The sequence below is a fragment of the Kitasatospora sp. NBC_01246 genome, assembly GCF_036226505.1.
Classification (GTDB): domain Bacteria; phylum Actinomycetota; class Actinomycetes; order Streptomycetales; family Streptomycetaceae; genus Kitasatospora.
On sequence record NZ_CP108484.1, the window covers coordinates 3,950,147 to 3,971,153 of the forward strand.

Sequence of the window (21,007 nt, forward strand, 5' to 3'; positions counted from 1 at the left end):
GCTCAGCCGGTCAGCCGGTCAGCCGGTCAGCCCGGCGATGCCGTCGCCGAGGTACTTCGCCCCGAGGACGACCAGGAGGACGATCATGATGGCCGCGTTGTGCGCGGCCATCCACGCCTTCCACTCACCCAGCACCCGGGTCGACCGGTCGCCGCCGAACCGGGACACCGCCAGCGGCACCACCGTGCAGAGCGAGCCGATCACCACCATCAGCGCGGCCGCGCCCGCCTTGCCGCCGCCGGAGGCCGTACTGGTGGCGATCGAGACCGCGCCGCCCACCGCCAGCACCAGGTTCTTCGGGTTGGCCACCACCAGGGCGGCGCCCAGGCCGGCCGCCCGGACCGGGGTGAAGCGGTCGATCGCCTGCATCCACGTCGGCGGCGCGTGCACATGGCCCTCGCGCGGGCGGCCCCGCCACTGCTCGAACCCCAGCAGCAGGAACAGCGCGCCCAGCGCCAGCTTCAGCCACCACGCCCAGGCCGGCGGGGCTGAGCCGGTGCTCAGCCCGGAGCCGGCCGACACCACCACCGCGACCACCGCTCCCAGCGCCGCCACCCAGCCGCCCGTGAAGGCCGGCCCGTTGGTCCGGCCCTGCGGGGTGGCCAGCATCAGGATCACGGCGATCAGCGGCATCGGGCTGAGCGCGATGCCGACGGCCGAGGCCAGCATCTGGCCGACGGCGTCACCCATCCCGACTCCTCCCGGTCACCGGTGTGCGGACAACCCGCTCAGCTCCGCCGGATCGGCGGCACCCGGTAGGTGCCGTCGAGGGCGGCCGGCTTCGGCTGGTAGAGCCGGATGATCGGCCGGAACTCCCCCGCCGGGGTCGGCAGCCAGTTCGCCTCCTCCGCCGGGTCGGTGGGGCGGTCGTGCTGCAGCCGGAGCGTCAGCGAGCCGTCCTCGGCGTAGACCAGGCCGGGCGTCCGGTCGCCGATCGAATAGCGCTCGATCGGGTTCGCGACCAGGTAGTAGTCCGGCAGGCCGTACATGGTGACGGACCAGAAGGCCTCGGCCGGCGGCGGCTGGTCCAGGCGCAGCGTGTACCTGTGGGCGCCGCTCAGCGGCCGCCCGTCGGCGTCGTCGTACGTCATCGCGTAGGTGGCCTCGTACGCGTGGTTGCCCCAGAGTCCGGCGCGGGCGGCGGCGGCGCGGCTGAGGTAGGCGGCGCGGCGGTCCGGGATGCGCCACTCCGGGTCGTCGATGGTGCCGGGGCCGAGGAAGTCGACGTTGAAGTCGAACAGGTGCAGCCCGGAGCGCCACTCGCCGGCCGGGTGGTCCTCCGGCGGCCGGGTGGCGGCCTCGACCCGTTCCCGGCCCGCGGCCAGGCCCTTGAGGAGGGCGAGGGTCCACTCGGGCTCGGCGGCGCGGTACGGCGACGGTCCGGTGTCGAGCAGGCCGAGCGGGGCGAAGCGCTGCTGGTACTCGACGTCCGGCCCGGCGGGCGGGAAGGCCGCCATCCAGATCCGCAGCCGTTCGAAGAAGGCCAGCCGCTCGGGCACCGCGGGGTCCGGCTCGGGCAGCCCGGCGGCCAGCCCGCCCGGCTCCAGCGGTTCGAGCGTCAGCCCTTCCTGGAGGACCCGGACGCGCGGCAGGTCCTCCGGGCCGGTGCAGGCGAAGCGGCCGACGACGGTGGCCACGGTGGTCGGCGAGACGATCACGCGTTCCCGGTCCGGCGGGGTCCCGTGCCAGCCGGGCGGGACGACCAGCCAGGTCTGCGCGCCGGTGCCGGTGGCCCGCCGGCCGAGGTAGGCGAAGTTGTCGGTCCACGCGCCGACGAACTGCAGGACGTAGTAGGCCCCGTCGGTGTCCGGTACCCGCAGCACCTGCGGACCCTCGGAGAGGTCGAGCTGGGCGATCGAGTAGACGGTGTCGTTGTTGACGGAGACGAAGGGGTCGTCCGGGCCGGCCAGTCTGGTCGCGTGGCTGAAGTCGTTGAAGGGGGCCGCCGGCAGGGTCCCCAGGCCGCCTGCGGTGAAGCGCTCGACCATGGTGAGGTCGGAGACCAGCGGGTAGCCGTAGACGTAGGCGTCGGCGGCCAGGGCCTCCAGCTCGGGCTGGGTCATCGGTAGTCCTTCCCGGGGTCCGGGTGGCGGGGTCGGGGTGTGTCGGTGGTGGGTCGTAGGTGGGTGGCGGGTGGTGGGTGGGTAGCGGGTCGTGGGTGGGTGGTGCCGCTCGCGGGGCTGGAGGCGGTGCCGGGCTCAGCGTGGCGTCAGCGGTGGGAGCGCCCAACGGCCTTCGCGGGCCCGCTCGTCCGGTCCGTAGAGCCGGACGACCACCTCGAACGGGCCGTCGGGCGCGGGCAGCCAGTTGGCCGAGTGCTGGGCGTCGGCCGGGCGCTTGTGCTGGAGGTAGAGGGTGAGGCCGCCGTCCGGGTCGCGGGCCAGCCCGGGGGTGCGGTCGCCGATCGAGTAGCGGTCCAGCGGGTTGTCGACCAGTCGGCGCCCGGGGAGCGCGTACATGGTCGCCGACCAGAAGAACCGAGCGGGCGGCAGCGCGTCCGGTCCGAAGCGCAGGACGTAGTCGTGCTCGCCGGTGTTCGGCGGGCTGTTGCCGTCGCTGTCGGCCGTCCAGGCGCCGTACCAGACCTCCTCGACGGGCAGCCCGTACAGGTCCCGCAAGGCGCCGACGGCCCGCCGGAGGTGGTCCGTGCCGAGCCGCTCGCGCGTGCCGGAGAGGCCGGCCGTGTCCCCGGCCCCTTGCCCGGTCCGATCCCCGGTCCGATCCCCGGTCCGATCTGCGGCCCGATCTGCGGCCCGTTCGGCGGCCCGGGTGAGTTCGGCCCGGGCGTCGGCGATGCCGCGCCCGATCTCGGCGCGGACCTCGATCGGCAGCGCGGCGGGCTCGAACTCGCCCCGGCCGTCGATGCCCAGATCGGTGAGCCGGCCGCGCAGGTCGGCGTCGGCGGGCAGCACGGGGCAGAAGCCGAGCAGGAAGTCGAGGAAGCCGAAGAACTCGATGGTGCCCAGCACCTCCTCCCGCCAGACCGGCCAGACGGGGTTGGGTGCGGGCGGCGGTGCCGCGGTGCCCGCGTACTCGTGCAGCGGGCGCAGCCGGTACTGCCGCTGGAGGCCCTTCAGCTCCTCGACCGCCTCCGGCGAGGTACCGCCGAGGTGGGTGCGGCCGACGATGCCGATCAGCTCGGTGGCGGTGCGGATGACACCGGCCGTGCCCTCGGGCACCGCGCCCTGCCAGCCGGGGCCCGCCACCAGGTAGTCGCCGGCCTCCCGGCCGGTGGCCCGGGTGCCGATGAACCCGGCATAGGAGGTGTCGAGTTCGTGCAGTGGGAGGACGTAGTAGCGGTCCTCGGCGGGCACCGAGACGACCCACGGTTCGGCCCGGAGGTCGAGCCAGGCCCAGGAGTACCGGGTGTCGTTGTCGGGCGTGACGACGTCGGTGGTCGCCGGGGTGGGGGGCTGCGCATGGTGCCGGAAGACGCCGAAGCCGCCGATGTGGCGCGGGTCCGCGTCGTCGACGGCCTGCGGGTAGAGCGTCCGGTAGTTCTCCAGGAGCGGGAACCCCCAGATCCATGCCTCGGCGGCGGTCGCGCGGACGGTGGCCGGATCCACGAGTGCCGGGTTGCCCATGCTGTCGCTCTCCCCTGCCTCGGCGCATGCCCCTTATCCGGACATACAGGTTCAAACGGATCCTAGGGGCGGCCCAGTCGATCAGCATGTCGGCGATGCCGGAAGGGGCCCCGCCCGCGCACCCGGGCCCCGGGGTACATCCGGAGTGGGTTCGCGATGCTTCCGGAGTACGCCTGGGGTACCTCCGAGGTAGCTCCGGGTGCGTCCGGAGGCCTCCGGAGTGCGCCCGGGGTATCTCCGGGTGCGTCCGCCCGCCGCGAACGGAAGCCTGTGGCGGGTCCGACCGGGAGAGGCTGGCGATATGAAGATCCTCTTGCTCGGCGGTTCGTCCTTCCTCGGACGGGCCTACGCTTCGCAGGCCCTCGACCGGGGCCACGACGTGACCACCTTCAACCGCGGCCGCTCCGGCAGCGACCTGCCCGGCGTCGAGACCGTCCGGGGCGAGCGCGACTCCGCCGACGACCTGGCCCGGCTGGTCGAGGGACGGCGGTGGGACGCCGTCGTCGACACCTCGGCGCAGCAGCCCGCCCAGGCCGCGCTCTCCGCCCGGCTGCTGCGCGCGCACGCGGACCACTACACCTTCGTCTCCTCCGTGCACGCCTTCGCCGACTGGCCGGCCCGGGCGGTGGACGAGACCGCGCCCCTGCACCCCTGCCCCGCCGACACCCCGCCCGACCAGCCCCCCGGCAACCCCCTCAAGGCCGGCTGCGAACGCGCGGTGCTGGAGGGATTCGGGGCCGACCGCACGCTGATCCTCAACAGCGGCCTGCTGATCGGCCCTCACGAGAACGGCGGCCGCCTGCCGTGGTGGCTGGAGCGGATGGCCCGCGGCGGCCGGGTACTGGCTCCGGGTGACCCGACCCGGGCGATGCAGGTCATCGACGTCCGCGACTTCGCGGTGTTCGGCGTGACCGCGCTGGAGGCCGGTCGTACCGGGCGCTACCTCACCACCGCCCCGGCCGGGAACGTCACCTTCGGGGAGTTCCTGGCGACCTGCGTCGAGGTGGTCGGCGAGACCGTCGACGGAGACGGCGCCGCCCACCCGCCGGCGGAGCTCGTCTGGGTCGAGGACGGCCAGCTGCTCGCCGAAGGTCCGGACAGCGTCCAGCCCTGGAGCGAACTCCCGCTCTGGGCACCCGACGTGCCGGAGCTGGCGGGCGTCTGGCTCGCCGACACCGCCCGGGCGCAGGCGGCCGGCCTGCGGTGTCGGCCGTTCGCCGACACCGCCCGGGACACCTGGGCCTGGCTCCGCGCGCGCGGCCCGGCCGAGGACACCGACGCCGACGGGCTCAAGGGCCGCAAGGGTGCCGCTCAGAAGGCCGGCATGGTCCCCGCCAAGGAGCAGCGCCTGCTCGCCGCCCTCGCGTAGCGCGATGCGGGCCGCGTCCTGCGCACCGACGCTGTCTGGCTCGCCGCCCTACCGAGGCGGCGAGCCAGGCGGGTCCGTCGGGCCCGGGCGGGCCAGGAGACCGGGGCTGTGGTCACCGGACCGACGCGATCAGTGCGCACGCCCGGGCGGCAGGAACCGGCACGCGCGCCGGGCGGCGCGGACCGGACCGTGTGTCGCGGCCGACGGGCCCCCGGTCAGTGCGTCCGCCGGGTGACCAACTCGGCGAGCGCCAGCAGTTCGTCGGCCGCGGACGGCTCGGGCACCGCCGTCGCCAACTGGCCGAGCGCGGTGGCCATCCGCTCGCACGACTCCCCCTGCGCCCAGCCCCGGCCGCCCGCACCCTCCACCGCGGCCGCGCAACGGCTCAATTCCTCCGGGCTGAGCGGACGCGCGACCGCGTACAGCTCGGCCAGCGCCCGCCCGTCGGGCGTGTCGGAGCCCAGCGCCGCCACCACCGGCAGGGACTTCTTGCGTGCCACCAAGTCCGCCCCGACCGGCTTGCCGGTGACGGCGGGATCCCCCCAGATCCCGATCAGATCGTCGATGAGCTGGAATGCCAGGCCGATCTCCCGGCCGAAGCCGTCCATCGCCTGCGCCGCCTCCTCCGAGGCGCCCGCGTACTGCGCGCCCATCGCGCAGGCGGCCCCGAGCAGCGCACCCGTCTTCGCCTCCGCCATCGCCAGACACTCGGCGAGCGAAACGTCACTGCGCTGCTCGAAGGCGCAGTCGATCTGCTGGCCCTCGCAGAGTTCGACCACGCAGTCGGTGAGCCGGCGGATCGCGCCCTGCGCGGCCGGGTGGGTGTCCTCCGCGAGGAGGCGCAGCGCCAGCGAGTGCATGGCGTCGCCCGCCAGGATGGCCTCGGTCGTGCCGAACACCCGCCAGGCGGTGGGGCGGTGGCGCCTGGTCTCGTCACGGTCGATGACGTCGTCGTGGAGCAGGGTGAAGTTGTGGACGAGCTCGACGGCCGCCGCCGCCGCGGTCGCGGTCACCGTGGTGCCGCCGAGCGCCTGGGTGGCGGCCAGGACCATGGCCGGCCTGATCGCCTTGCCGGAGGGTGCGGCGGCCGGTGAGCCGTCGGCCTCCCACCAGCCGAAGTGGTAGCCGGCCACCTTGCGCATCGAGCCGGGCAGCGAGTCGACCGCGGCGCGCAGGACCGGATCGACCAGACCACGGGTGCGGGCGAGCACGTCCTCCGCCTCGTGGCCCTCCCGGTGCTCCCGCTCCAACGTGAAACTTCCCATGGGTTCCTCCCCCTGATGGTGGGCGCCGTCCGGCCGGCCGCGGGACCCCCGCGACCGGCCGGACGGCGCGATGCCGATCGACCCCGGTCAGTCGTGGTGGTGCGCGACGTCGACGTTCTCCAGCACGCCCACCGCGTCGGGCACCAGAATGGCGGCGGAGTAGTAGGCGCTGACGAGATAGGAAATGACGGCCTTCTCGCTGATCCCCATGAACCGCACCGAGAGGCTCGGCTGGTATTCATCGGGAATTCCGGTCTGGTGCAGCCCGATGACACCCTGGTTGTCCTCGCCGGTGCGCAGCGCGAGGATCGAGCTGGTGTGACCACCGACGACCGGGATCTTGTTGCACGGGAAGACCGGCACCCCCCGCCAGGCGAACACCGGCTTGCCCTGGACCTCGACGGTGTCCGGGTAGAGGCCGCGGCGGTTGCACTCCCGGCCGATGGCGGCGATCGCCTTGGGGTGGGCGAGGAACATCTTGGTGCCGCGGCGCCGGCTCAGCAGCTCGTCCATGTCGTCCGGGGTGGGCGGGCCGGAGTGGGTCTGGATCCGCTGCTCGTACGCGGCGTTCCGCAGGAGCCCGAACTCCGGGTTGTTGATCAGCTCGGCCTCCTGGCGCTCGCGCAGCGCCTCGATGGTCAGCCGGAGCTGGTGCTCGGTCTGGTTCATCGGCTGGTTGTAGAGGTCGGCGACCCGGCTGTGCACCTTCAGCACCGTCTGGGCGACGCTCAGCTCGTACTCGCGCGGCTTCAGCTCGTAGTCCACGAAGGCGCCGGGCAGCTCGTACTCGCCGTGGTGCCCGGCGGAGAGCTCGATCGCCGCCTCGCCGTGCTTGTTCTGCGCCTGCTGGAAGCCCGCCAGGTAGTCCATGATCTGCAGCTGCAGTGCCTCGGAACGCTCCGCGAGCTCCTGGAACGACGGCCAGGAGAGCGCCAGCAGCGTGCCCGCGGTGGCGGCCTTCACCGCGTACGGCCAGCTGCCGTCCTCGCGCTGGAGCACCTCGTCGCCCAGGTGGTCGCCGTCGGCGAGGGAGCCGAGCACCACCTCTTCGCCGTACTTGCCCGTTCCCCACCGGTCGAGCTTGCCGTGCGCGATGATGAGGACCTCGTCGATCGGCGTCCCCGCCGTGACCAGGACCTCACCGGCGGAGAAATCGCGTTGGACGAAGCGACCGGCCAGCGCCTCCAGCACCGCGTCGTCCTCGAACCCGCGCAGCACCGGCACCTCGCGCAGGGTGGGTGGGACGATCCTCACCTCGGAGCCCGTCTGGACGACACTCACCCGGCCGCGGCCGACCGCGTACCGCAGGCGCCGGTTGACCCGGTAGGTACCGCCGGAGACCTGGACCCACGGCAGCATCCTGAGCAGCCAGCGCGGGCTGATGCCCTGCATCTGCGGCGCGGACTTGGTGGTCGTCGCGAGGTTCCTCGCGCCGGCCGTACCGAGGCTCTGCTGCGAACCGGATTGCGGTGTACCGCCCGGCGCAGGAATACCGACGTTGGTTTCGGTCGACATAGGGAGCCTTTCGCATACCCGATGAAGTGTCGCCTTGCAAGAATCATGATGGGCCCATTCGAAGGCTTCCACAATCACTCTTTCGAGTGGTCGGAATAACCGAACAAATAGGACCACTAGATCACCTGATCTATTTCAGTTCGACCCCTATTCGAACGCGGTCGAACCCCTCCTTCCGGACCCCGGCCGCACCCCGACGCCACCCCCGGCCGACCCCCGGCCGGACCCCGCCCCGGCCACCGGCCCACCCGCCGTCCACCCCGGCGAGCCGGGCCGCTAAGGTGCGCCTCAAGGGCCACGGGGCCAGTGACGAACGAGTGGCCGCACCGGATGCCCTCCCCCTCGTTCACCCCTGCCCTGGGAGGCCTTCATGAGTGCCCCCGTACGTGTCTGGCTCAACCGCACCTACGCCGAGAACGTCTTCTTCATCGAACAGTTGCGCGCCGCGCCGCGCCCCGTCCGGATCCACGCGACCCACGTCGACGCCGACTCCCCGGTGCTCGCCGCCGCCGACCACGCCACCCTGGAACCGGGCGACCTCCCCCCGGACGCCTACGTCGCCTACGCGCTCGACTACTGCGCCCGCCACGCGATCGACGTCTTCCTGCCCCGGCTCAACCAGCTCGCGATCTCGCTGCACCACCAGGAGTTCGAGGCGATCGGCACCGCCCTCGTCTGCCCGCCCGCCACCGCCATCGCGGCCTTCGACAGCAAGGCCGACGGCTACGCGGCGATCGCCGCCGCCGGACTGCCCACCCCGCCGTGGTGGCTGGTCCGGAGCGCCGACGACCTGCTCGCCGCCGTCGACCGGATCGAGTCCGCCGGGCTCACCGCCTGCCTCAAGCCCGCTTCCGGCGCCGGCGGCGAGGGCTTCCGGATGCTCACCCGCGAGCCCTTCGGCCTGCACCGGCTGGCCGGCTGGGACAGCCGGGTCCAGGTCGACCAGGTGGCCGCCGCGCTGGCGGCCGCCGACGAGCCGGCCGACCTGCTGGTGATGCCCTACCTGGAGGGTCCCGAGATATCGGTCGACTGCCTCGGCGACCGCGACGGCACCCTGCTCGCCGCGGTCGGCCGCAGCAAGCACCGGCGCCGCCGGAGCTTCACCACCGCGCCGCGGTACCTGGAGCCCACCCGCCGGCTGATCGAGTCCGTCGGGATGTCCTTCCTGTCCAACGTGCAGTTCCGCCACCTGGCCGGGGAGCCGGTGGTCATCGACGTCAACACCCGCCCCTCCGGAGGTCTGCACCAGCTGCGCCTGTGCGGCCTCAACCTGCCGTGGAACGCGGTGCAGTTGGCGCTCGGCGAGCGGCCGGACACCGTGCCCACCGGGGATCCGGCCGGGATCGACTACACCCTGGTCTCCGGGATCCAGCCGGTCCTGCCGCGCCAGGGTTCGTTCGACCGCGGTCCGGCCGCGGTCGAACTCGTGCACTGACACCCGTACCGACACCCGCGAACCGCCGCCGGCGCCACCCCGCCGGCGGCCACCCCGCCGGCGGCCACCCCGCCGGCGGCCACCGCCCCGGTCGCCGCCCGTGCTCCGCCCGGCCCCGCTACAGCGGGCCGTCCCAGTCCAGCGTCGGCTCCAGCACGCCCTCCAGGGTGAGCAGCCAGCGCTTGACGTCGATCCCGACCCGGCCGCCGCCGAATCCGCCGATGCCGTCCGCCGCCACCACGCGGTGGCACGGCACCAGCAGCGCGACCGGATTGGCCGCCATCATCTGCCCGACCGTCCTGGCCGCCAGTCCCGGCTCCGTGACACCCTCGAACACCCCGCTGCGGGCCGCCAGTTCGCCGTAGGTGATGGTCCGCCCGAACGGCACCTCGTGCCAGAGCGTCCGCAGCACCGCGCGATGCGGTCCGGTGCTCAGGCTCCAGTCGATGGGCAGCCCCAACTCCCGCCGCCCGCCCGCCAGGTACTCGGCTATCCGCCCGGTGACCGCGTCGATCTTCGACCGGTCGGTGCACGGCGGCCGCTCGCCCGGCTGCCCCAGGTAGCCCGCGGCGGCCACTCCCAGCGGCGTCACCGCGATGTGCATCGGACCGCTCGGCAGCGGCGTCTCCACCGTCATCCAGGACATCGCCGTGGGCTGTGACACGGACTGCGGCACGCTCGGGACCCCGCCCTCCTCCGCCGGGCCGGCCACCGGCCACGCCGGTACCCGCGGGGCGCGCGAGGACCACCCGCCCCGCTCGCCATCGTACGGCGGGTCCGCCCGGCGTGGCCGGACCGTCCTAGAGCCGCCCCTTCAGCTCGGCGGCGATGCCGCGCGACCACCGGGACAGCTCGGTCCGGTCGGCCGCCCGGCCCTCGCACAGGGCGTCGAGCTGCGCTTCGTTGATCCGGTTCGGCCCCGGGATCTCCAGCAGGTACGCGAGCTCCTCCAGCACCGTGGCGAGGCGCTTGGCATCCGCGTGATCGAGGGCGACCGCCGCCTCGTGGTGGCTGATGGTGAGAGAACCGGGCATGGCCAACCTCCTCCGTTCGCCCCCGCCCCTCCACCGTACGACCGCTCCGGCGCCCGTGCCCGCCGCACGACCGCGGGTGCCCCTCCGGGCCCGGCCGGCCACGCTCCGCGACGCACCCGCCACCTCGCGCGAGGGGCTCGGGAGCCCCTCCTCACCCGCGACCCGCGACCGCCCCATGGCCGACCGGCGGCGTTCACGGCCATTGCGCCACAGACACGCTGACCAGGCGTCAGGCAACCCGACTGGGGACGACGGGGCCGTGTGGAGGAGCTGGGCGCCTGACGGCCGGGGCGGCCGGACCTCCCGCCCCACGACGACGAAGGGCCGGCCCGCCCGGGACCACCCCGGCCCGACCGGCCCTTCGAACACCGAGCCCCCTGTCGGGTTCGAACCGACGACCCCCGCTTTACAAGAGCGGTGCTCTGGCCAGCTGAGCTAAGGAGGCATGGTGACCGTCCGCGACGAGGTCACGGCGGCACCGGGGGCAGTCTACCGGGCGGCCGTGGGGCGGTGGTGGCATATCCGGGGGATCGCGGGTGGGGCGGGCGTGATGGAACCGATGCCGAATTCCAGGGGTCCGGGGGCTGACAAGCGGCGTAGGCGCAGGTAGCGTCGCCCGGAGTTGACCCGCGCCGTGGTTCGGACCAGGAGCGGGCCCGCGCACGACATCCACCTTTACTCGGATCGTCCGGCACGTTCCTGCCGGTGAAGGAGAGCACAGCCATGGCTTCTGTGACGTACGACAAGGCGACCCGTGTCTACCCCGGGTCCGACAAGCCCTCCGTGGACGCGCTGGACCTGGAGATCGCGGACGGTGAGTTCCTCGTCCTGGTCGGCCCCTCCGGCTGTGGCAAGTCCACCAGCCTCCGGATGCTGGCCGGCCTGGAGGACGTGAACGCCGGCGCGATCCGCATCGGTGACCGCGACGTCACGCACCTGCCGCCGAAGGACCGGGACATCGCCATGGTGTTCCAGAACTACGCGCTCTACCCGCACATGACCGTCGCGGAGAACATGGGCTTCGCGCTCAAGATCGCGGGCGTCAACAAGACCGAGATCCGCACCAAGGTCGAAGAGGCCGCGAAGATCCTCGACCTCACCGAGTACCTGGACCGCAAGCCGAAGGCGCTCTCCGGCGGTCAGCGCCAGCGTGTCGCGATGGGCCGCGCGATCGTCCGCGAGCCGCAGGTCTTCCTGATGGACGAGCCGCTGTCGAACCTCGACGCCAAGCTCCGCGTCTCCACCCGCACCCAGATCGCGGGCCTGCAGCGCCGCCTGGGCATCACCACCGTGTACGTCACCCACGACCAGACCGAGGCGCTCACCATGGGCGACCGCGTCGCGGTGCTCAAGGGCGGCGTGCTGCAGCAGGTCGACACCCCGCGCAACATGTACGACCGGCCCGCCAACCTCTTCGTGGCCGGCTTCATCGGCTCGCCCGCGATGAACCTGATCGACGTGCCGCTGGTGGACGGCGGGGTGAAGTTCGGCGGCTCGATCGTCAACATCTCCCGCGAGGACCTCTCCGGCGCCGGCACCGACAAGTCGGTGACCGTCGGCGTCCGCCCGGAGCACTTCGAGATCGTCCCGGCCGGCGGCATCGAGGGCGTCGCCGTGACCGTCAACGTGGTCGAGGAGCTCGGCTCGGACGGCTTCGTCTACGGCACCACCAAGCTCGGCGGCGAGGACAAGGACCTGGTCGTGCGCGTGCACGGCCGCCAGATCCCGCAGCGCGGCGAGACCATCCACGTCGTGCCGATCGCCAACGAGACCCACGTGTTCTCCACCAGCAGCGGTGCCCGCCTGAGCAACTGACGCTCGCGGCGGCGAACGACCCGGGCGGAGCCCCGCCGGACCACGTGGTCCGGCGGGGCTCCGCCGTCGTTCGGCCGTCCGCACCACCCGCGTCAACACGGTGAAGGGACGAACCCGGACACCACGTCACTCGATGGTGTAACGGAGGGCGATCCGGGCCCCACCCAGCGCTACTCTCCTGAGCGTGAAGCAGCTAGTTCGCCGAATCGGCCAGACCATCGCCCTGACCCTGCCCGTGGTCCTGGTGACCACCGGCACCCTCGCCGTGACCAGGGTGCCGTGGGCTCCGCCGACCGGGCTGGACCAGCAGGTCGTGGCAGCCTCCAGCGAGGACGGCGCCGGCATCGGCCGGGTGCCCGCGGCCAAGGCCCCAGAGGGCCTGGCTCCGCAGGACGCCCTGCGCGTGGCCCTGCTGGAGGAGTTGCGCGCGCACAACCCGGGCAGCGCGCTGGACCTGTTGGAGCGCTCGATGCGCGAGCAGCCGGCCCTGACGCCGTACTGCACCTCGCTCGCCGGTGAGCTCGGCAAGGCGGCCGTGCGCAAGTACCAGGGGGACGTCCAGCGCGCCCGGTCCTTCGCCCGGCCGGTCTGTGACGGCTCGTTCGCCTCCGGGGTCGCCGCCTAGGGGTGCCACGCCCCGGCGGCCGCCCTATTGTGCAGGCATGACCGCTGACTCCGGCTCCGCCGCCGACATCACGTCCGCCCAGGCACCGCAGGCACCACAGGCTCCGCAGACGGCTCAGGCACCACAGCCGTCGGCGGCCCCGCCCGGTACGACGGCCGTCACCCAGGCCGTCATCCTGGCCGGCGGCCAGGGCTCCCGGCTGCGGCCCTACACGGACGACCGGCCGAAGCCGCTGGTCGAGATCCCCGGCACGGGAACGCCGATCCTCGGACACCAGCTCTCCTGGCTCGCCTCCGAGGGCGTCACCGACGTGGTCATCTCGTGCGGTCACCTGGCCGGCGTGCTGGAGGAGTGGCTCGACCGGACCGACCTGCCGCTGAAGGTCCGCACCGTCGTCGAGGCCGAACCGCTGGGCCGCGGCGGCGGTCTGAAGTACGCCGCCAAGGCGCTGCCCCGGCCGGACGAGCCCTGGTACGCCACCAACGGCGACATCTGGACCCGCTTCAGCCTGCGCGACATGGCCGCCTTCCACCACGAGCGGGACGCCGTAGCGACGCTCGCCCTGGCCCGTCCGCGCATCCCGTGGGGCGCGGTGGAGACGGACCAGTTCGGCAACGTGCTGGACTTCATCGAGGCGCCGCCCTCGCCCTTCCTGATCAACGCCGGCCTGTACGTCTTCAGCCCGGAGTTCGCCGAGCTGCTGCCGGACGTCGGGGACCACGAGCGGACCACGTTCCCCCAACTCGCGCGCGGCAAGCGCCTGGCGGGGTACCAGCTGCCGCAGGGCGTCTACTGGCGCGCCATCGACACCGCGAAGGACCTCACCGAGGCGGCCAAGGAACTCGCCGCCGGAGCCGGCCACACGCCCCGGTAACCCACCCCGGCGGCGGCCCCACGGCCCCCGGCCCCGGGACCACGAACAGGTGGCCGGGTGCTCCCCCACGGAGCACCCGGCCACCTGTCGTTCCCGAGGGCCCGACGGCCCGTCAGGTCGCCGTCGGCGAGCCCGGCCGGGAGTTCCGGGCCCCGCCGCCGGACAGCTCGGCCAGCGGCCCGCTGCCCAGCACGCCGCCGAGCAGCCCCGAGCCGGAGCTGCTGCTCGGGCTCGGCTTGGGCGCCGCCCCCGAACCGTTGCCCGGCGCCGGGGTGCTGCGCGACGCGGGCGCCGAGGCGGCCGGGGCCGCGGTCTGCGGCGCCGCCGGGGCCGAACTCGGACCGCTCTCCGGCTTGGTGGACCGCGCCTTGCCGCTCGGCGTGGGCGTCCCGGCCTTCGGCGAGGCCGCGCCCTGGGCCGGCGCCGAGGACGACGGCGCGGACGAGCCGGCCGCCGGCGAGGCCGGCCGCGCGGGCGCGGGCGAGATGGACGGCCCCTGCCCACCGGGGGTGGCGGAGGGCCCGCCACTCGGCCAGACCGGCGTGCCGTAGTCCGTCGCCGGCCGGGACGGCCCCGGGTGCGGACGGCCGCCGGTGCGGACCGCCGCGCCCAGCATCGACCCGAGCAGCAGGGTCAGGCCGACCACGACCGCGGTGACCACCGCACCGCGCCGCAGCACCCGCCGGCGCAGTGCCGCCGGCGCGCCCGAGCCGTGGCGCCGCCACGCCTCCAGGTTGAGCCGCCCGTCCAACGAGGCGAACGGCGCTCCGGCGATCAGCAGCGGGCTCCAGGCCGCCAGGAAGATCAGGTCGGGCGTGTCGTAGACCGGCACGGCCCGCCAGCTGACGGTGAACAGCAGGGCGGCGGAGAGCAGCATCGCCGCTCCGGCCGCGAGCCGCTGCCAGAGGCCCAGGATGGTCAGCACGCCCACCACGATCTCGGTGAACGAGACCACCAGCCCCGAGCCCACCGGGTGCGCCATCGCGAACGACAACAGCGGTTCGGCGACCTTCCAGGGGTGCAGCGAGGAGAGCCAGCGCATCATCGAGCCGCGCTCGCCGCCGTCGAAGTACACCGGGTCGCAGAGCTTGCTGAAGCCGGCGTAGACCGAGAGCGAGCCCAGCACCGCGCGCAACGGCAGCAGCACCAGGCCGAGGTCCACCCGGCGGCCGGGGTACCACGGCGGCTTGCCCTCACCGGCGGTGGCGGAGACCTCGGGCAGCTCGCCGCTGGGCGTCCAGCCCTGGGGCGCGCCGACCGGGCCGACGCCCGCCTCGGTGGCGGTACCGGCGCCCTCGCGCGGCTGGCGCGGGACCGTCCGGGCACCCGCGTACGACGGGATCACCCGGGTGTCGTCGTCGGCCGTGGAGCCGCCCGGGGCGCGCCCGCCGACCCCGGCCGGCGCGGGCACGCCGGTCAGCCGGACGGCCTCCAGCAGCCGGGTGGCCGCCTGGTCCCCGGGGGGCGCCTGGCCGCTCCAGGTGACGGCGGTGACCCGGCCCTTGCGCCGCGGCGCGCCGGCACCGCCGGCCCCGGCGAGCGCCGGTACGGCCGAGGCGGGCACGACCACCTGCGGGGTGACCAGCGGACGGCGGATCAGGCCCTGGCCGGCGTACGGGTCGCCGAACGCGGCCCCGGTGGAGAGCGCTCCGGCCGGGGCGTCGATCAGCGGCGCCACCGGGGTGCCGAGCCGCAGCCGGAAGCTGGCCTGGGTGACGCTGAGGCGCGCGGGGTCGGACGGCACCTTGACGGTATTGAGGCCGGGGCCCGCGTCTATCCCGGTGCTGCCGTTGCCCAGGAGGGGGCGCCGAGGTGTTCTGGTGTCCACACCCGTCTAACCGGGTGACACCCGGTTAGGACACTCTCCCGAGTGGATGTCCGGCGCCCACTTGAAGTGATCATGAGAAAAGCGATCGGGCCCGGTCGGGCCCGATCGCTTTCACCCGAATTGCGGGCGGACTGCGGAGAATCCGGAAGATCTCCTGCGCCGCCCGACCCCGCTGTGCTGCGGCGAAACGGCTCACCCGGGCGCGGAAACGGCCCGGCCGGACCGCCGTACCGCCCGCCGACCCGGTCGGGCCCGCCGCGGTACGACGGCCCGGCCGGGCCGCGCGTCGGGAGGGGTCAGCCGACCTTGCTGCGCAGGCGCGCGGCCTCGTACAGCACGATGCCCGCGGCGACGCCGGCGTTCAGCGACTCGGTGGCACCCGGCATCGGGATCCGCACGCGGATGTCACAGGTCTCCGAGACCAGCCGGGACAGGCCCTTGCCCTCGCTGCCCGCGACGATCACGACCGGACCGGCCAGCACCTCCAGGTCACCGATCTCGGCCTCGCCGTCGGCGGCCAGGCCGACCACCATCACGCCGGCCTTCTGGTAGGCCTCCAGCGTCCGGGTCAGGTTGGTGGCCCGGGCGACGGGCAGCCGCGCCGCGGCACCGGAGGAGGTCTTCCAGGCACCGGCGGTCATGCCCGCCGCCCGGCGCTCGGGGATGACCACGCCGTGCGCGCCGAAGGCGGCGGCGGAGCGGACCACGGCGCCGAGGTTGCGCGAGTCGGTGACCCCGTCGAGCGCCATGATCAGCGCGTCCTCGCCGTTGTCCGCGGCCTGCGCCAGCAGGTCCTCGGGGTGCGCGTACTCGTACGGCGGGACCTGCAGCACCAGGCCCTGGTGGTTCATGTTGCCGGTCATCTGGTCCAGCTGCGGGCGCGGGGCCTCCATCAGCGGGATGCCCCGGTCGTTGGCGGCCTGGAAGGCGTCGCGCACCCGGTCGTCGGTGTCGATGAACTGCAGGACGTAGAGCGCGGTGGCCGGCACCCCGCCCTGCAGGGCCTCGACCACCGAGTTGCGGCCGAAGACCAGCTCCGCCGCGCCGGCACCGCCACGGCCGCCCTTGCCGCCACCGCCGGCCCGGCGCATGCCGGCCCGGGCTTTGGCGTCCCGCTCGCGCTTGACCGCGGCGTTGGCCGCGCGCTGCTTCGGGTGCCCCTTGCGCTCTGCGCCGGGGGGCGTCGGGCCCTTGCCCTGGAGCGCCTTCCGGCTGTGGCCGCCGGTACCGACACTCGCGCCCTTCTTCGACCCGGGGTTGCGGCGGTTCCTGCGTGCACTGTTGCCGGCCATGGCTGTACTTCCTGTCTGTCCGGCATGCCCGGCCGCACCGTGAACCCGGTGCCGGCCGACGACATGCGCTACGTCATGCGGGAGGGCCGCACCGGTTCGGTACGGCCCACCCTCACCCCATCGCTCGGATGGAGTTACTGGTTGTTGATCGTCCAGCGCGGGCCGGACGGGGTGTCCTCGATCGCCAGCCCGGCCTCGCCGAGCTGGTCACGGATGGCATCCGCGGTGGCGAAGTCCTTGCGGGTCCGGGCCGCCTGCCGCTGCTCCAGGACCAGCCTGACCAGCGAGTCGACGACCCCGTGGAGGTCCTCACCGTGCTCGGCCCCGGTCCACTGCGGGTCCAGCGGGTCGAGGCCCAGTACTCCGAGCATCGCACGGACCTCGGCCAGACGCGCCACCGCGTTCTCCTTGTCGTCCGCGGTGAGGGCGCTGTTGCCCTGGCGGACGGCGGTGTGCACGATGGCCAGCGCCTGGGGAACGCCCAGGTCGTCGTCCATCGCCTCGGCGAAGGCCGGCGGCACCTCGGGCGCCGCGTCGACCGCGCCGCAGCGCTCGACCACGCGCTGGACGAAGCCCTCGATCCGGCCGAAACCGGCCTCGGCCTCGCGCAGCGACTCCTCGCTGTACTCGATCATCGAGCGGTAGTGCGGGGCCGCCAGGTAGTACCGGAGCACGATCGGACGCCAGCGCTCGACCATCTCGGAGACCAGCACCGAGTTGCCGAGCGACTTGCTCATCTTCTCGCCGCTCATGGTGACCCAGGCGTTGTGCACCCAGAAGTTCGCGAAGTCGTCGCCGTACGCCTTGGACTGGGCGATCTCGTTCTCGTGGTGCGGGAAGATCAGGTCGATCCCGCCGCCGTGGATGTCGAAGGCCCGGCCCAGGTACTTGTGCGCCATCGCGGAGCACTCCAGGTGCCAGCCGGGACGGCCGCTGCCCCACGGGGTCTCCCAGCTCGGCTCACCGGCCTTGGCGGACTTCCACATCGCGAAGTCGCGCGGGTCGCGCTTGCCGGTCTCGCCCTCGCCCTCGGGCTGGCGCAGGTTCTCCAGCTTCTGGTTGGAGAGTTCCAGGTAGCCGGGGAAGGACTTCACGTCGAAGTAGACGTTGCCGTCCGACGCGTAGGCGTGCCCCTTCGCGATGAGCGTCCGCATCATCTCGATCATCTCGGGGATGTGCCCGGTGGCCCGCGGCTCGACGGTCGGCGGGAGGCAGCCGAGCGCCGCGTAGCCGTCGTTGAAGGCCCGCTCGTTGGCGTAGGCGATCTGCCACCACGGCGTACCGAGCTGGCGCTCCTTGGCGATGACCTTGTCGTCGATGTCGGTGACGTTGCGCGCGAAGGTCACCTGGTAGCCGCGGTAGGCGAACCACCGCTGCATGATGTCGAAGCTGAGCCCGGACCGGATGTGCCCGATGTGTGGCGCCGACTGGACGGTAGCGCCGCACAGGTAGATCGAGACACAACCCGGTACAAGCGGGACGAAGTCGCGTACCTGGCGGGTGCTGGTGTCGTACAGGCGAATGCTCACAGCGTCAAGCGTAGTGGGCATGAGGGGGTGCCCCGCGACATTCTCGAATGTCAATACCGCGGCTACGCCGTTTCTTCTTCATGGCCTACCGGAGCCACCCGCTCCGCCTGGCTCTCTCAGAGGTTGCCGACCACCTTGCGCGGGCTGAGCCGGACCACCACCCGGACGTCCTCCGGGCCGTCGTAGCCGTAGGACTCCTCGCCGCGGTACTTGCGCGCCAGCTCGTCGATCAGCTCCTTGCCGCCCTCCCGGGTGAGGGTGGCCTCGCCGCGCAACTCCACGTAGGAGTAGGGGCTCTCCGGCGGGTTGACCACCAGCGAGATCCGCGGGTCCTTCAGCAGGTTGAGGTGCTTGCGGCGGCCCTCCACCGTGGAGAAGAGCACGTCGTCGCCGTCCCGCTTGACCCAGACCACCGAGGACTGGGGGCTGCCGTCGGGCTGGATGGTGGAGACCACGGCGAAGCTCTTGCCGTCGATCAGGGCCTTGGCCCGGTCGGAGAGCTGTGCGGCCATCGGGGACCTCTTCTCGTCAAGCGGCGTCGGACGCCCCGCGGTGAGCGGGCGGGCCTCGCTCGGCCCGCTCCGAACGGTAGCGACTCGGGCACCGGCCAAGGCTCCTGAACACCCGTCACGGGCCGGGTATTCCCGGCCCGGACCACCCGGACGGCCTACCGACCGCCGCCACCGCTCTACCGCCCCCGGGCCGCCCCTGCCGCTGTCCGGCGCTCCTGGTGCGCCCCCGGGTCAGCGGCGCTCGTACACCAGCGCGGTGGCGATCGCCGCGAGCCCCTCGGCCCGGCCGGTGAGGCCGAGGCCGTCCGTCGTCGTCCCGGAGACCGAGACCGGCGCGCCGACCGCCGCCGAGAGCGCGGCCTGCGCCTCGGCGCGCCGCTTGCCGATCTTCGGCCGGACACCGATCACCTGGACGGAGACGTTGCCGATCTCGAAACCGGCCTCGCGCACCAGCCGGGCCGCCTCGCCGAGCAGCCGGACGCCGGACGCGCCCGACCACTCCGGCCGGTCGGTGCCGAAGTGCGCGCCCAGGTCCCCGATCCCGGCGGCCGAGAACAGCGCGTCGCAGGAGGCGTGCGCGGCCACGTCGGCGTCGGAGTGCCCGGCCAGGCCGTACTCGGCGCCCGGCCACTCCAGGCCGGCCACCCAGAGCGGGCGCCCGGCCTCGAAGGCGTGCACATCGGTGCCGATCCCCACCCGGGGGATCAGCGGCGGCCGCGAGTCCGCGGCGGGCGGCGCCGGGGCGTGGGCGGTCGGCGCCGCGTCCTCGGCGCGCGGGCCGGAGGCCGTGGGATCAGTAGGCATCGGCGGCCCTCCGGCGGGCGAGAACGGCCTCGGCGAGCACGAGGTCCAGTGGACGGGTCACCTTGAACGCCTCCTCGTGGCCGGGCACCACCACCACCCGGCCGCCGAAACGCTCCACCAGGCCCGCGTCGTCGGTGACCGCCGGCAGGGCGTCGGCCCCCGCGGCTGCCTCCTCGGCGAGCGCCTTCTCGTGCACCTCGGCCAGCGTCTCCCGGCGGAAGCCCTGCGGAGTCTGCACGGCCCGCAGGGTGGAGCGGTCGGGCGTGTCGAGGACCGGCTCGGGACCGCCCGGCCGCGGCTCGACCCGCTTCACCGTGTCGGCGAGCGGCACGGCGGGCACCACCGCCTCCGCCCCGCCGCGGACGGCGGCCGCGACGGCGTCCACCACCTCGACCGGCACGAGCGGACGCGCCGCGTCGTGCACCAGGACGATCTCCACCTCGGCCGGGATCGCGGCGAGGCCCAGCCGGACCGACTCCTGGCGGGTCGCCCCGCCCGGCACGACCCGGATGTCCTTGCCGTCCAGGCCGTGGGTGTCGAGCAGTCCGACCACCTCGGCCACGCCGTCGGCCGGCGCCGCGACCACGACCAGCCCGACCGCCCGGCTGCGGGTCAGCGCCCTGACGGCGTGCACCAGGAGCGGCACCCCGCCCAGCTCCCGCAGGGCCTTCGGGGCTCCGGGCCCCAGTCGCTCACCGCGTCCCGCGGCGGGCACCACCGCTGCTGCAACTGCTCCTGTGGCGTTCAGGTTTCACTCCTTCGGCGAAGTGGGTATGGCCATGGCGTGCACGACGGGCGCGCGGGACCCCTTCCGAAAAGCTCCACGGTCTCCCGCCCACAGAACACGCAGAAACGGTCATGCGGGCCCGGGGCCGGCCGGCTCGGGTGCGTCGGGTGCGGGGGCGTCGTCCGGACACGCCTCAGCGCCCGAAGTGCCACTGCACCACTCCAGGACGGTTCGTCCGGTGAGCGGCGCGCCGGCATCGGGCGCTGTGAACGTGTGGGCGGTGGGCGCGAGCCCGACTGCGCTACGAGGCGAGCACCTCGTCGAGCAGCGTCTCCGCCTTGTCCTCGTTGGTGTTCTCGGCCAGCGCGAGCTCGCTGACGAGGATCTGGCGCGCCTTGGCGAGCATGCGCTTCTCACCGGCGGACAGACCGCGCTCGCGCTCGCGACGCCAGAGATCGCGCACAACCTCGGCGACCTTGATAACGTCACCCGAAGCGAGCTTCTCCAGGTTTGCCTTGTAGCGACGGGACCAGTTGGTCGGCTCTTCGGTGTACGGTGCGCGAAGCACCTCGAAGACCCGGTCCAGACCCTCCTGGCCGACTACATCGCGCACGCCGACGAACTCCGCGTTCTCGGCGGGCACCCGGAGCGTCAGGTCTCCCTGCTGCACCTTGAGGACCAGGTAGGTCTTGTCCACACCTTTGATCTGGCGAATTTCGATGGCCTCGATCAGCGCGGCCCCGTGATGGGGGTAGACCACCGTGTCGCCAACCTTGAACGTCATGTGACAGGACCCCTT

General features: G+C 73.5%; 19 protein-coding genes and 1 tRNA gene. 5 read left to right on the top strand and 15 right to left on the bottom strand.

What is annotated here, in order from left to right; genetic code table 11:
• Positions 1-18: 18 nt before the first annotated feature.
• The 3 genes from OG618_RS17305 to OG618_RS17315 form a co-directional block, all read right to left on the bottom strand.
• A complete protein-coding gene (locus OG618_RS17305) occupies positions 19-690 on the bottom strand; it encodes a GAP family protein (protein ID WP_329488366.1) in 672 nt (223 codons plus the stop codon).
• Positions 691-728: 38 nt separating this feature from the next.
• Positions 729-2,063, bottom strand: a complete 1,335-nt coding sequence (locus tag OG618_RS17310) for a DUF1254 domain-containing protein (RefSeq protein ID WP_329488367.1) — start codon at positions 2,061-2,063, stop codon at positions 729-731.
• A gap of 135 nt (positions 2,064-2,198) precedes the next feature.
• Positions 2,199-3,584 (bottom strand): DUF1254 domain-containing protein, encoded by a 1,386-nt coding sequence (locus OG618_RS17315; RefSeq protein ID WP_329488368.1) that lies wholly within the window; start codon positions 3,582-3,584, stop codon positions 2,199-2,201.
• 301 nt (positions 3,585-3,885) lie between these two features.
• On the opposite strand from OG618_RS17315, the gene OG618_RS17320 reads away from it, so the two are divergent.
• Entirely contained in the window at positions 3,886-4,953 is a 1,068-nt protein-coding gene (locus OG618_RS17320; protein WP_329488369.1) for an NAD-dependent epimerase/dehydratase family protein, read from the top strand.
• Between the two features lie 215 nt (positions 4,954-5,168).
• Here the strand turns inward: OG618_RS17320 and OG618_RS17325 are convergent, their stop codons facing one another.
• Together OG618_RS17325 and OG618_RS17330 are read right to left on the bottom strand one after the other, a co-directional pair.
• Positions 5,169-6,218 carry a family 2 encapsulin nanocompartment cargo protein polyprenyl transferase gene (locus OG618_RS17325; protein ID WP_329488370.1) on the bottom strand — a complete coding sequence of 350 codons (1,050 nt, stop codon included), beginning with the start codon at positions 6,216-6,218 and terminating at the stop codon, positions 5,169-5,171.
• Positions 6,219-6,305: 87 nt separating this feature from the next.
• The gene (locus OG618_RS17330; protein ID WP_329488371.1) at positions 6,306-7,733 is read right to left on the bottom strand and encodes a family 2B encapsulin nanocompartment shell protein; all 1,428 of its coding nucleotides are present in this window, start codon (positions 7,731-7,733) and stop codon (positions 6,306-6,308) included.
• A gap of 370 nt (positions 7,734-8,103) precedes the next feature.
• Between OG618_RS17330 and OG618_RS17335 the strand changes: the two genes are divergently transcribed.
• A complete protein-coding gene (locus tag OG618_RS17335) occupies positions 8,104-9,168 on the top strand; it encodes an ATP-grasp domain-containing protein (RefSeq protein ID WP_329488372.1) in 1,065 nt (354 codons plus the stop codon).
• 118 nt (positions 9,169-9,286) lie between these two features.
• Here the strand turns inward: OG618_RS17335 and OG618_RS17340 are convergent, their stop codons facing one another.
• From OG618_RS17340 to OG618_RS17350, 3 genes are all read right to left on the bottom strand, one after another.
• Entirely contained in the window at positions 9,287-9,832 is a 546-nt protein-coding gene (locus OG618_RS17340; protein WP_329488373.1) for a methylated-DNA--[protein]-cysteine S-methyltransferase, read from the bottom strand.
• Positions 9,833-9,968: 136 nt separating this feature from the next.
• Positions 9,969-10,202, bottom strand: coding sequence for a hypothetical protein (locus OG618_RS17345; protein WP_329488375.1), 234 nt, complete (start codon positions 10,200-10,202; stop codon positions 9,969-9,971).
• A 371-nt stretch (positions 10,203-10,573) separates the two neighbouring features.
• Positions 10,574-10,647, bottom strand: a tRNA-Thr gene (locus tag OG618_RS17350).
• Between the two features lie 278 nt (positions 10,648-10,925).
• Between OG618_RS17350 and OG618_RS17355 the strand changes: the two genes are divergently transcribed.
• The 3 genes from OG618_RS17355 to OG618_RS17365 all read left to right on the top strand — a co-directional run bounded on the left by OG618_RS17355 (position 10,926) and on the right by OG618_RS17365 (position 13,516).
• Positions 10,926-12,017 (top strand): ABC transporter ATP-binding protein, encoded by a 1,092-nt coding sequence (locus OG618_RS17355; protein ID WP_329488376.1) that lies wholly within the window; start codon positions 10,926-10,928, stop codon positions 12,015-12,017.
• Positions 12,018-12,201: 184 nt separating this feature from the next.
• Positions 12,202-12,642, top strand: coding sequence for a hypothetical protein (locus tag OG618_RS17360; protein ID WP_329488377.1), 441 nt, complete (start codon positions 12,202-12,204; stop codon positions 12,640-12,642).
• 37 nt (positions 12,643-12,679) lie between these two features.
• Positions 12,680-13,516, top strand: coding sequence for a nucleotidyltransferase family protein (locus tag OG618_RS17365; RefSeq protein ID WP_329488378.1), 837 nt, complete (start codon positions 12,680-12,682; stop codon positions 13,514-13,516).
• Positions 13,517-13,628: 112 nt separating this feature from the next.
• On the opposite strand, the gene OG618_RS17370 is transcribed toward OG618_RS17365, so the two are convergent.
• The 7 genes from OG618_RS17370 to OG618_RS17400 all read right to left on the bottom strand — a co-directional run bounded on the left by OG618_RS17370 (position 13,629) and on the right by OG618_RS17400 (position 20,992).
• Positions 13,629-15,260 carry a DoxX family membrane protein gene (locus OG618_RS17370; RefSeq protein ID WP_329488380.1) on the bottom strand — a complete coding sequence of 544 codons (1,632 nt, stop codon included), beginning with the start codon at positions 15,258-15,260 and terminating at the stop codon, positions 13,629-13,631.
• A gap of 380 nt (positions 15,261-15,640) precedes the next feature.
• Complete coding sequence (rlmB, locus tag OG618_RS17375) at positions 15,641-16,636, bottom strand: 23S rRNA (guanosine(2251)-2'-O)-methyltransferase RlmB (RefSeq protein ID WP_329488381.1); 996 nt, start codon at positions 16,634-16,636, stop codon at positions 15,641-15,643.
• 134 nt (positions 16,637-16,770) lie between these two features.
• Positions 16,771-18,165: a cysteine--tRNA ligase gene (cysS, locus tag OG618_RS17380; protein ID WP_329488382.1), complete on the bottom strand. Its 1,395-nt coding sequence runs from the start codon at positions 18,163-18,165 to the stop codon at positions 16,771-16,773.
• Between the two features lie 116 nt (positions 18,166-18,281).
• On the bottom strand, positions 18,282-18,677 hold the full coding sequence (locus OG618_RS17385; protein WP_329488383.1) for a PPOX class F420-dependent oxidoreductase: 396 nt from the start codon (positions 18,675-18,677) through the stop codon (positions 18,282-18,284).
• 231 nt (positions 18,678-18,908) lie between these two features.
• A complete protein-coding gene (ispF, locus tag OG618_RS17390; RefSeq protein ID WP_329488384.1) occupies positions 18,909-19,481 on the bottom strand; it encodes a 2-C-methyl-D-erythritol 2,4-cyclodiphosphate synthase in 573 nt (190 codons plus the stop codon).
• The gene (gene ispD, locus OG618_RS17395; protein ID WP_329492152.1) at positions 19,471-20,229 is read right to left on the bottom strand and encodes a 2-C-methyl-D-erythritol 4-phosphate cytidylyltransferase; all 759 of its coding nucleotides are present in this window, start codon (positions 20,227-20,229) and stop codon (positions 19,471-19,473) included. The genes ispF and ispD overlap by 11 nt, the downstream gene beginning before the upstream one ends.
• Before the next feature lie 280 nt (positions 20,230-20,509).
• The gene (locus OG618_RS17400; protein ID WP_030244332.1) at positions 20,510-20,992 is read right to left on the bottom strand and encodes a CarD family transcriptional regulator; all 483 of its coding nucleotides are present in this window, start codon (positions 20,990-20,992) and stop codon (positions 20,510-20,512) included.
• Between the last annotated feature and the right edge of the window lie 15 nt (positions 20,993-21,007).

Bases quoted from the DNA above. Each gene is read 5' to 3' on its own strand.
- OG618_RS17305 (WP_329488366.1), bottom strand. From the start codon at position 690: ATGGGTGACGCCGTCGGCCAGATGCTGGCCTCGGCCGTCGGCATCGCG.
- OG618_RS17310 (WP_329488367.1), bottom strand. From the start codon at position 2,063: ATGACCCAGCCCGAGCTGGAGGCCCTGGCCGCCGACGCCTACGTCTAC.
- OG618_RS17315 (WP_329488368.1), bottom strand. From the start codon at position 3,584: ATGGGCAACCCGGCACTCGTGGATCCGGCCACCGTCCGCGCGACCGCC.
- OG618_RS17320 (WP_329488369.1), top strand. From the start codon at position 3,886: ATGAAGATCCTCTTGCTCGGCGGTTCGTCCTTCCTCGGACGGGCCTAC.
- OG618_RS17325 (WP_329488370.1), bottom strand. From the start codon at position 6,218: ATGGGAAGTTTCACGTTGGAGCGGGAGCACCGGGAGGGCCACGAGGCG.
- OG618_RS17330 (WP_329488371.1), bottom strand. From the start codon at position 7,733: ATGTCGACCGAAACCAACGTCGGTATTCCTGCGCCGGGCGGTACACCG.
- OG618_RS17335 (WP_329488372.1), top strand. From the start codon at position 8,104: ATGAGTGCCCCCGTACGTGTCTGGCTCAACCGCACCTACGCCGAGAAC.
- OG618_RS17345 (WP_329488375.1), bottom strand. From the start codon at position 10,202: ATGCCCGGTTCTCTCACCATCAGCCACCACGAGGCGGCGGTCGCCCTC.
- OG618_RS17355 (WP_329488376.1), top strand. From the start codon at position 10,926: ATGGCTTCTGTGACGTACGACAAGGCGACCCGTGTCTACCCCGGGTCC.
- OG618_RS17365 (WP_329488378.1), top strand. From the start codon at position 12,680: ATGACCGCTGACTCCGGCTCCGCCGCCGACATCACGTCCGCCCAGGCA.
- rlmB (WP_329488381.1), bottom strand. From the start codon at position 16,636: ATGGCCGGCAACAGTGCACGCAGGAACCGCCGCAACCCCGGGTCGAAG.
- OG618_RS17385 (WP_329488383.1), bottom strand. From the start codon at position 18,677: ATGGCCGCACAGCTCTCCGACCGGGCCAAGGCCCTGATCGACGGCAAG.
- ispF (WP_329488384.1), bottom strand. From the start codon at position 19,481: ATGCCTACTGATCCCACGGCCTCCGGCCCGCGCGCCGAGGACGCGGCG.
- OG618_RS17400 (WP_030244332.1), bottom strand. From the start codon at position 20,992: ATGACGTTCAAGGTTGGCGACACGGTGGTCTACCCCCATCACGGGGCC.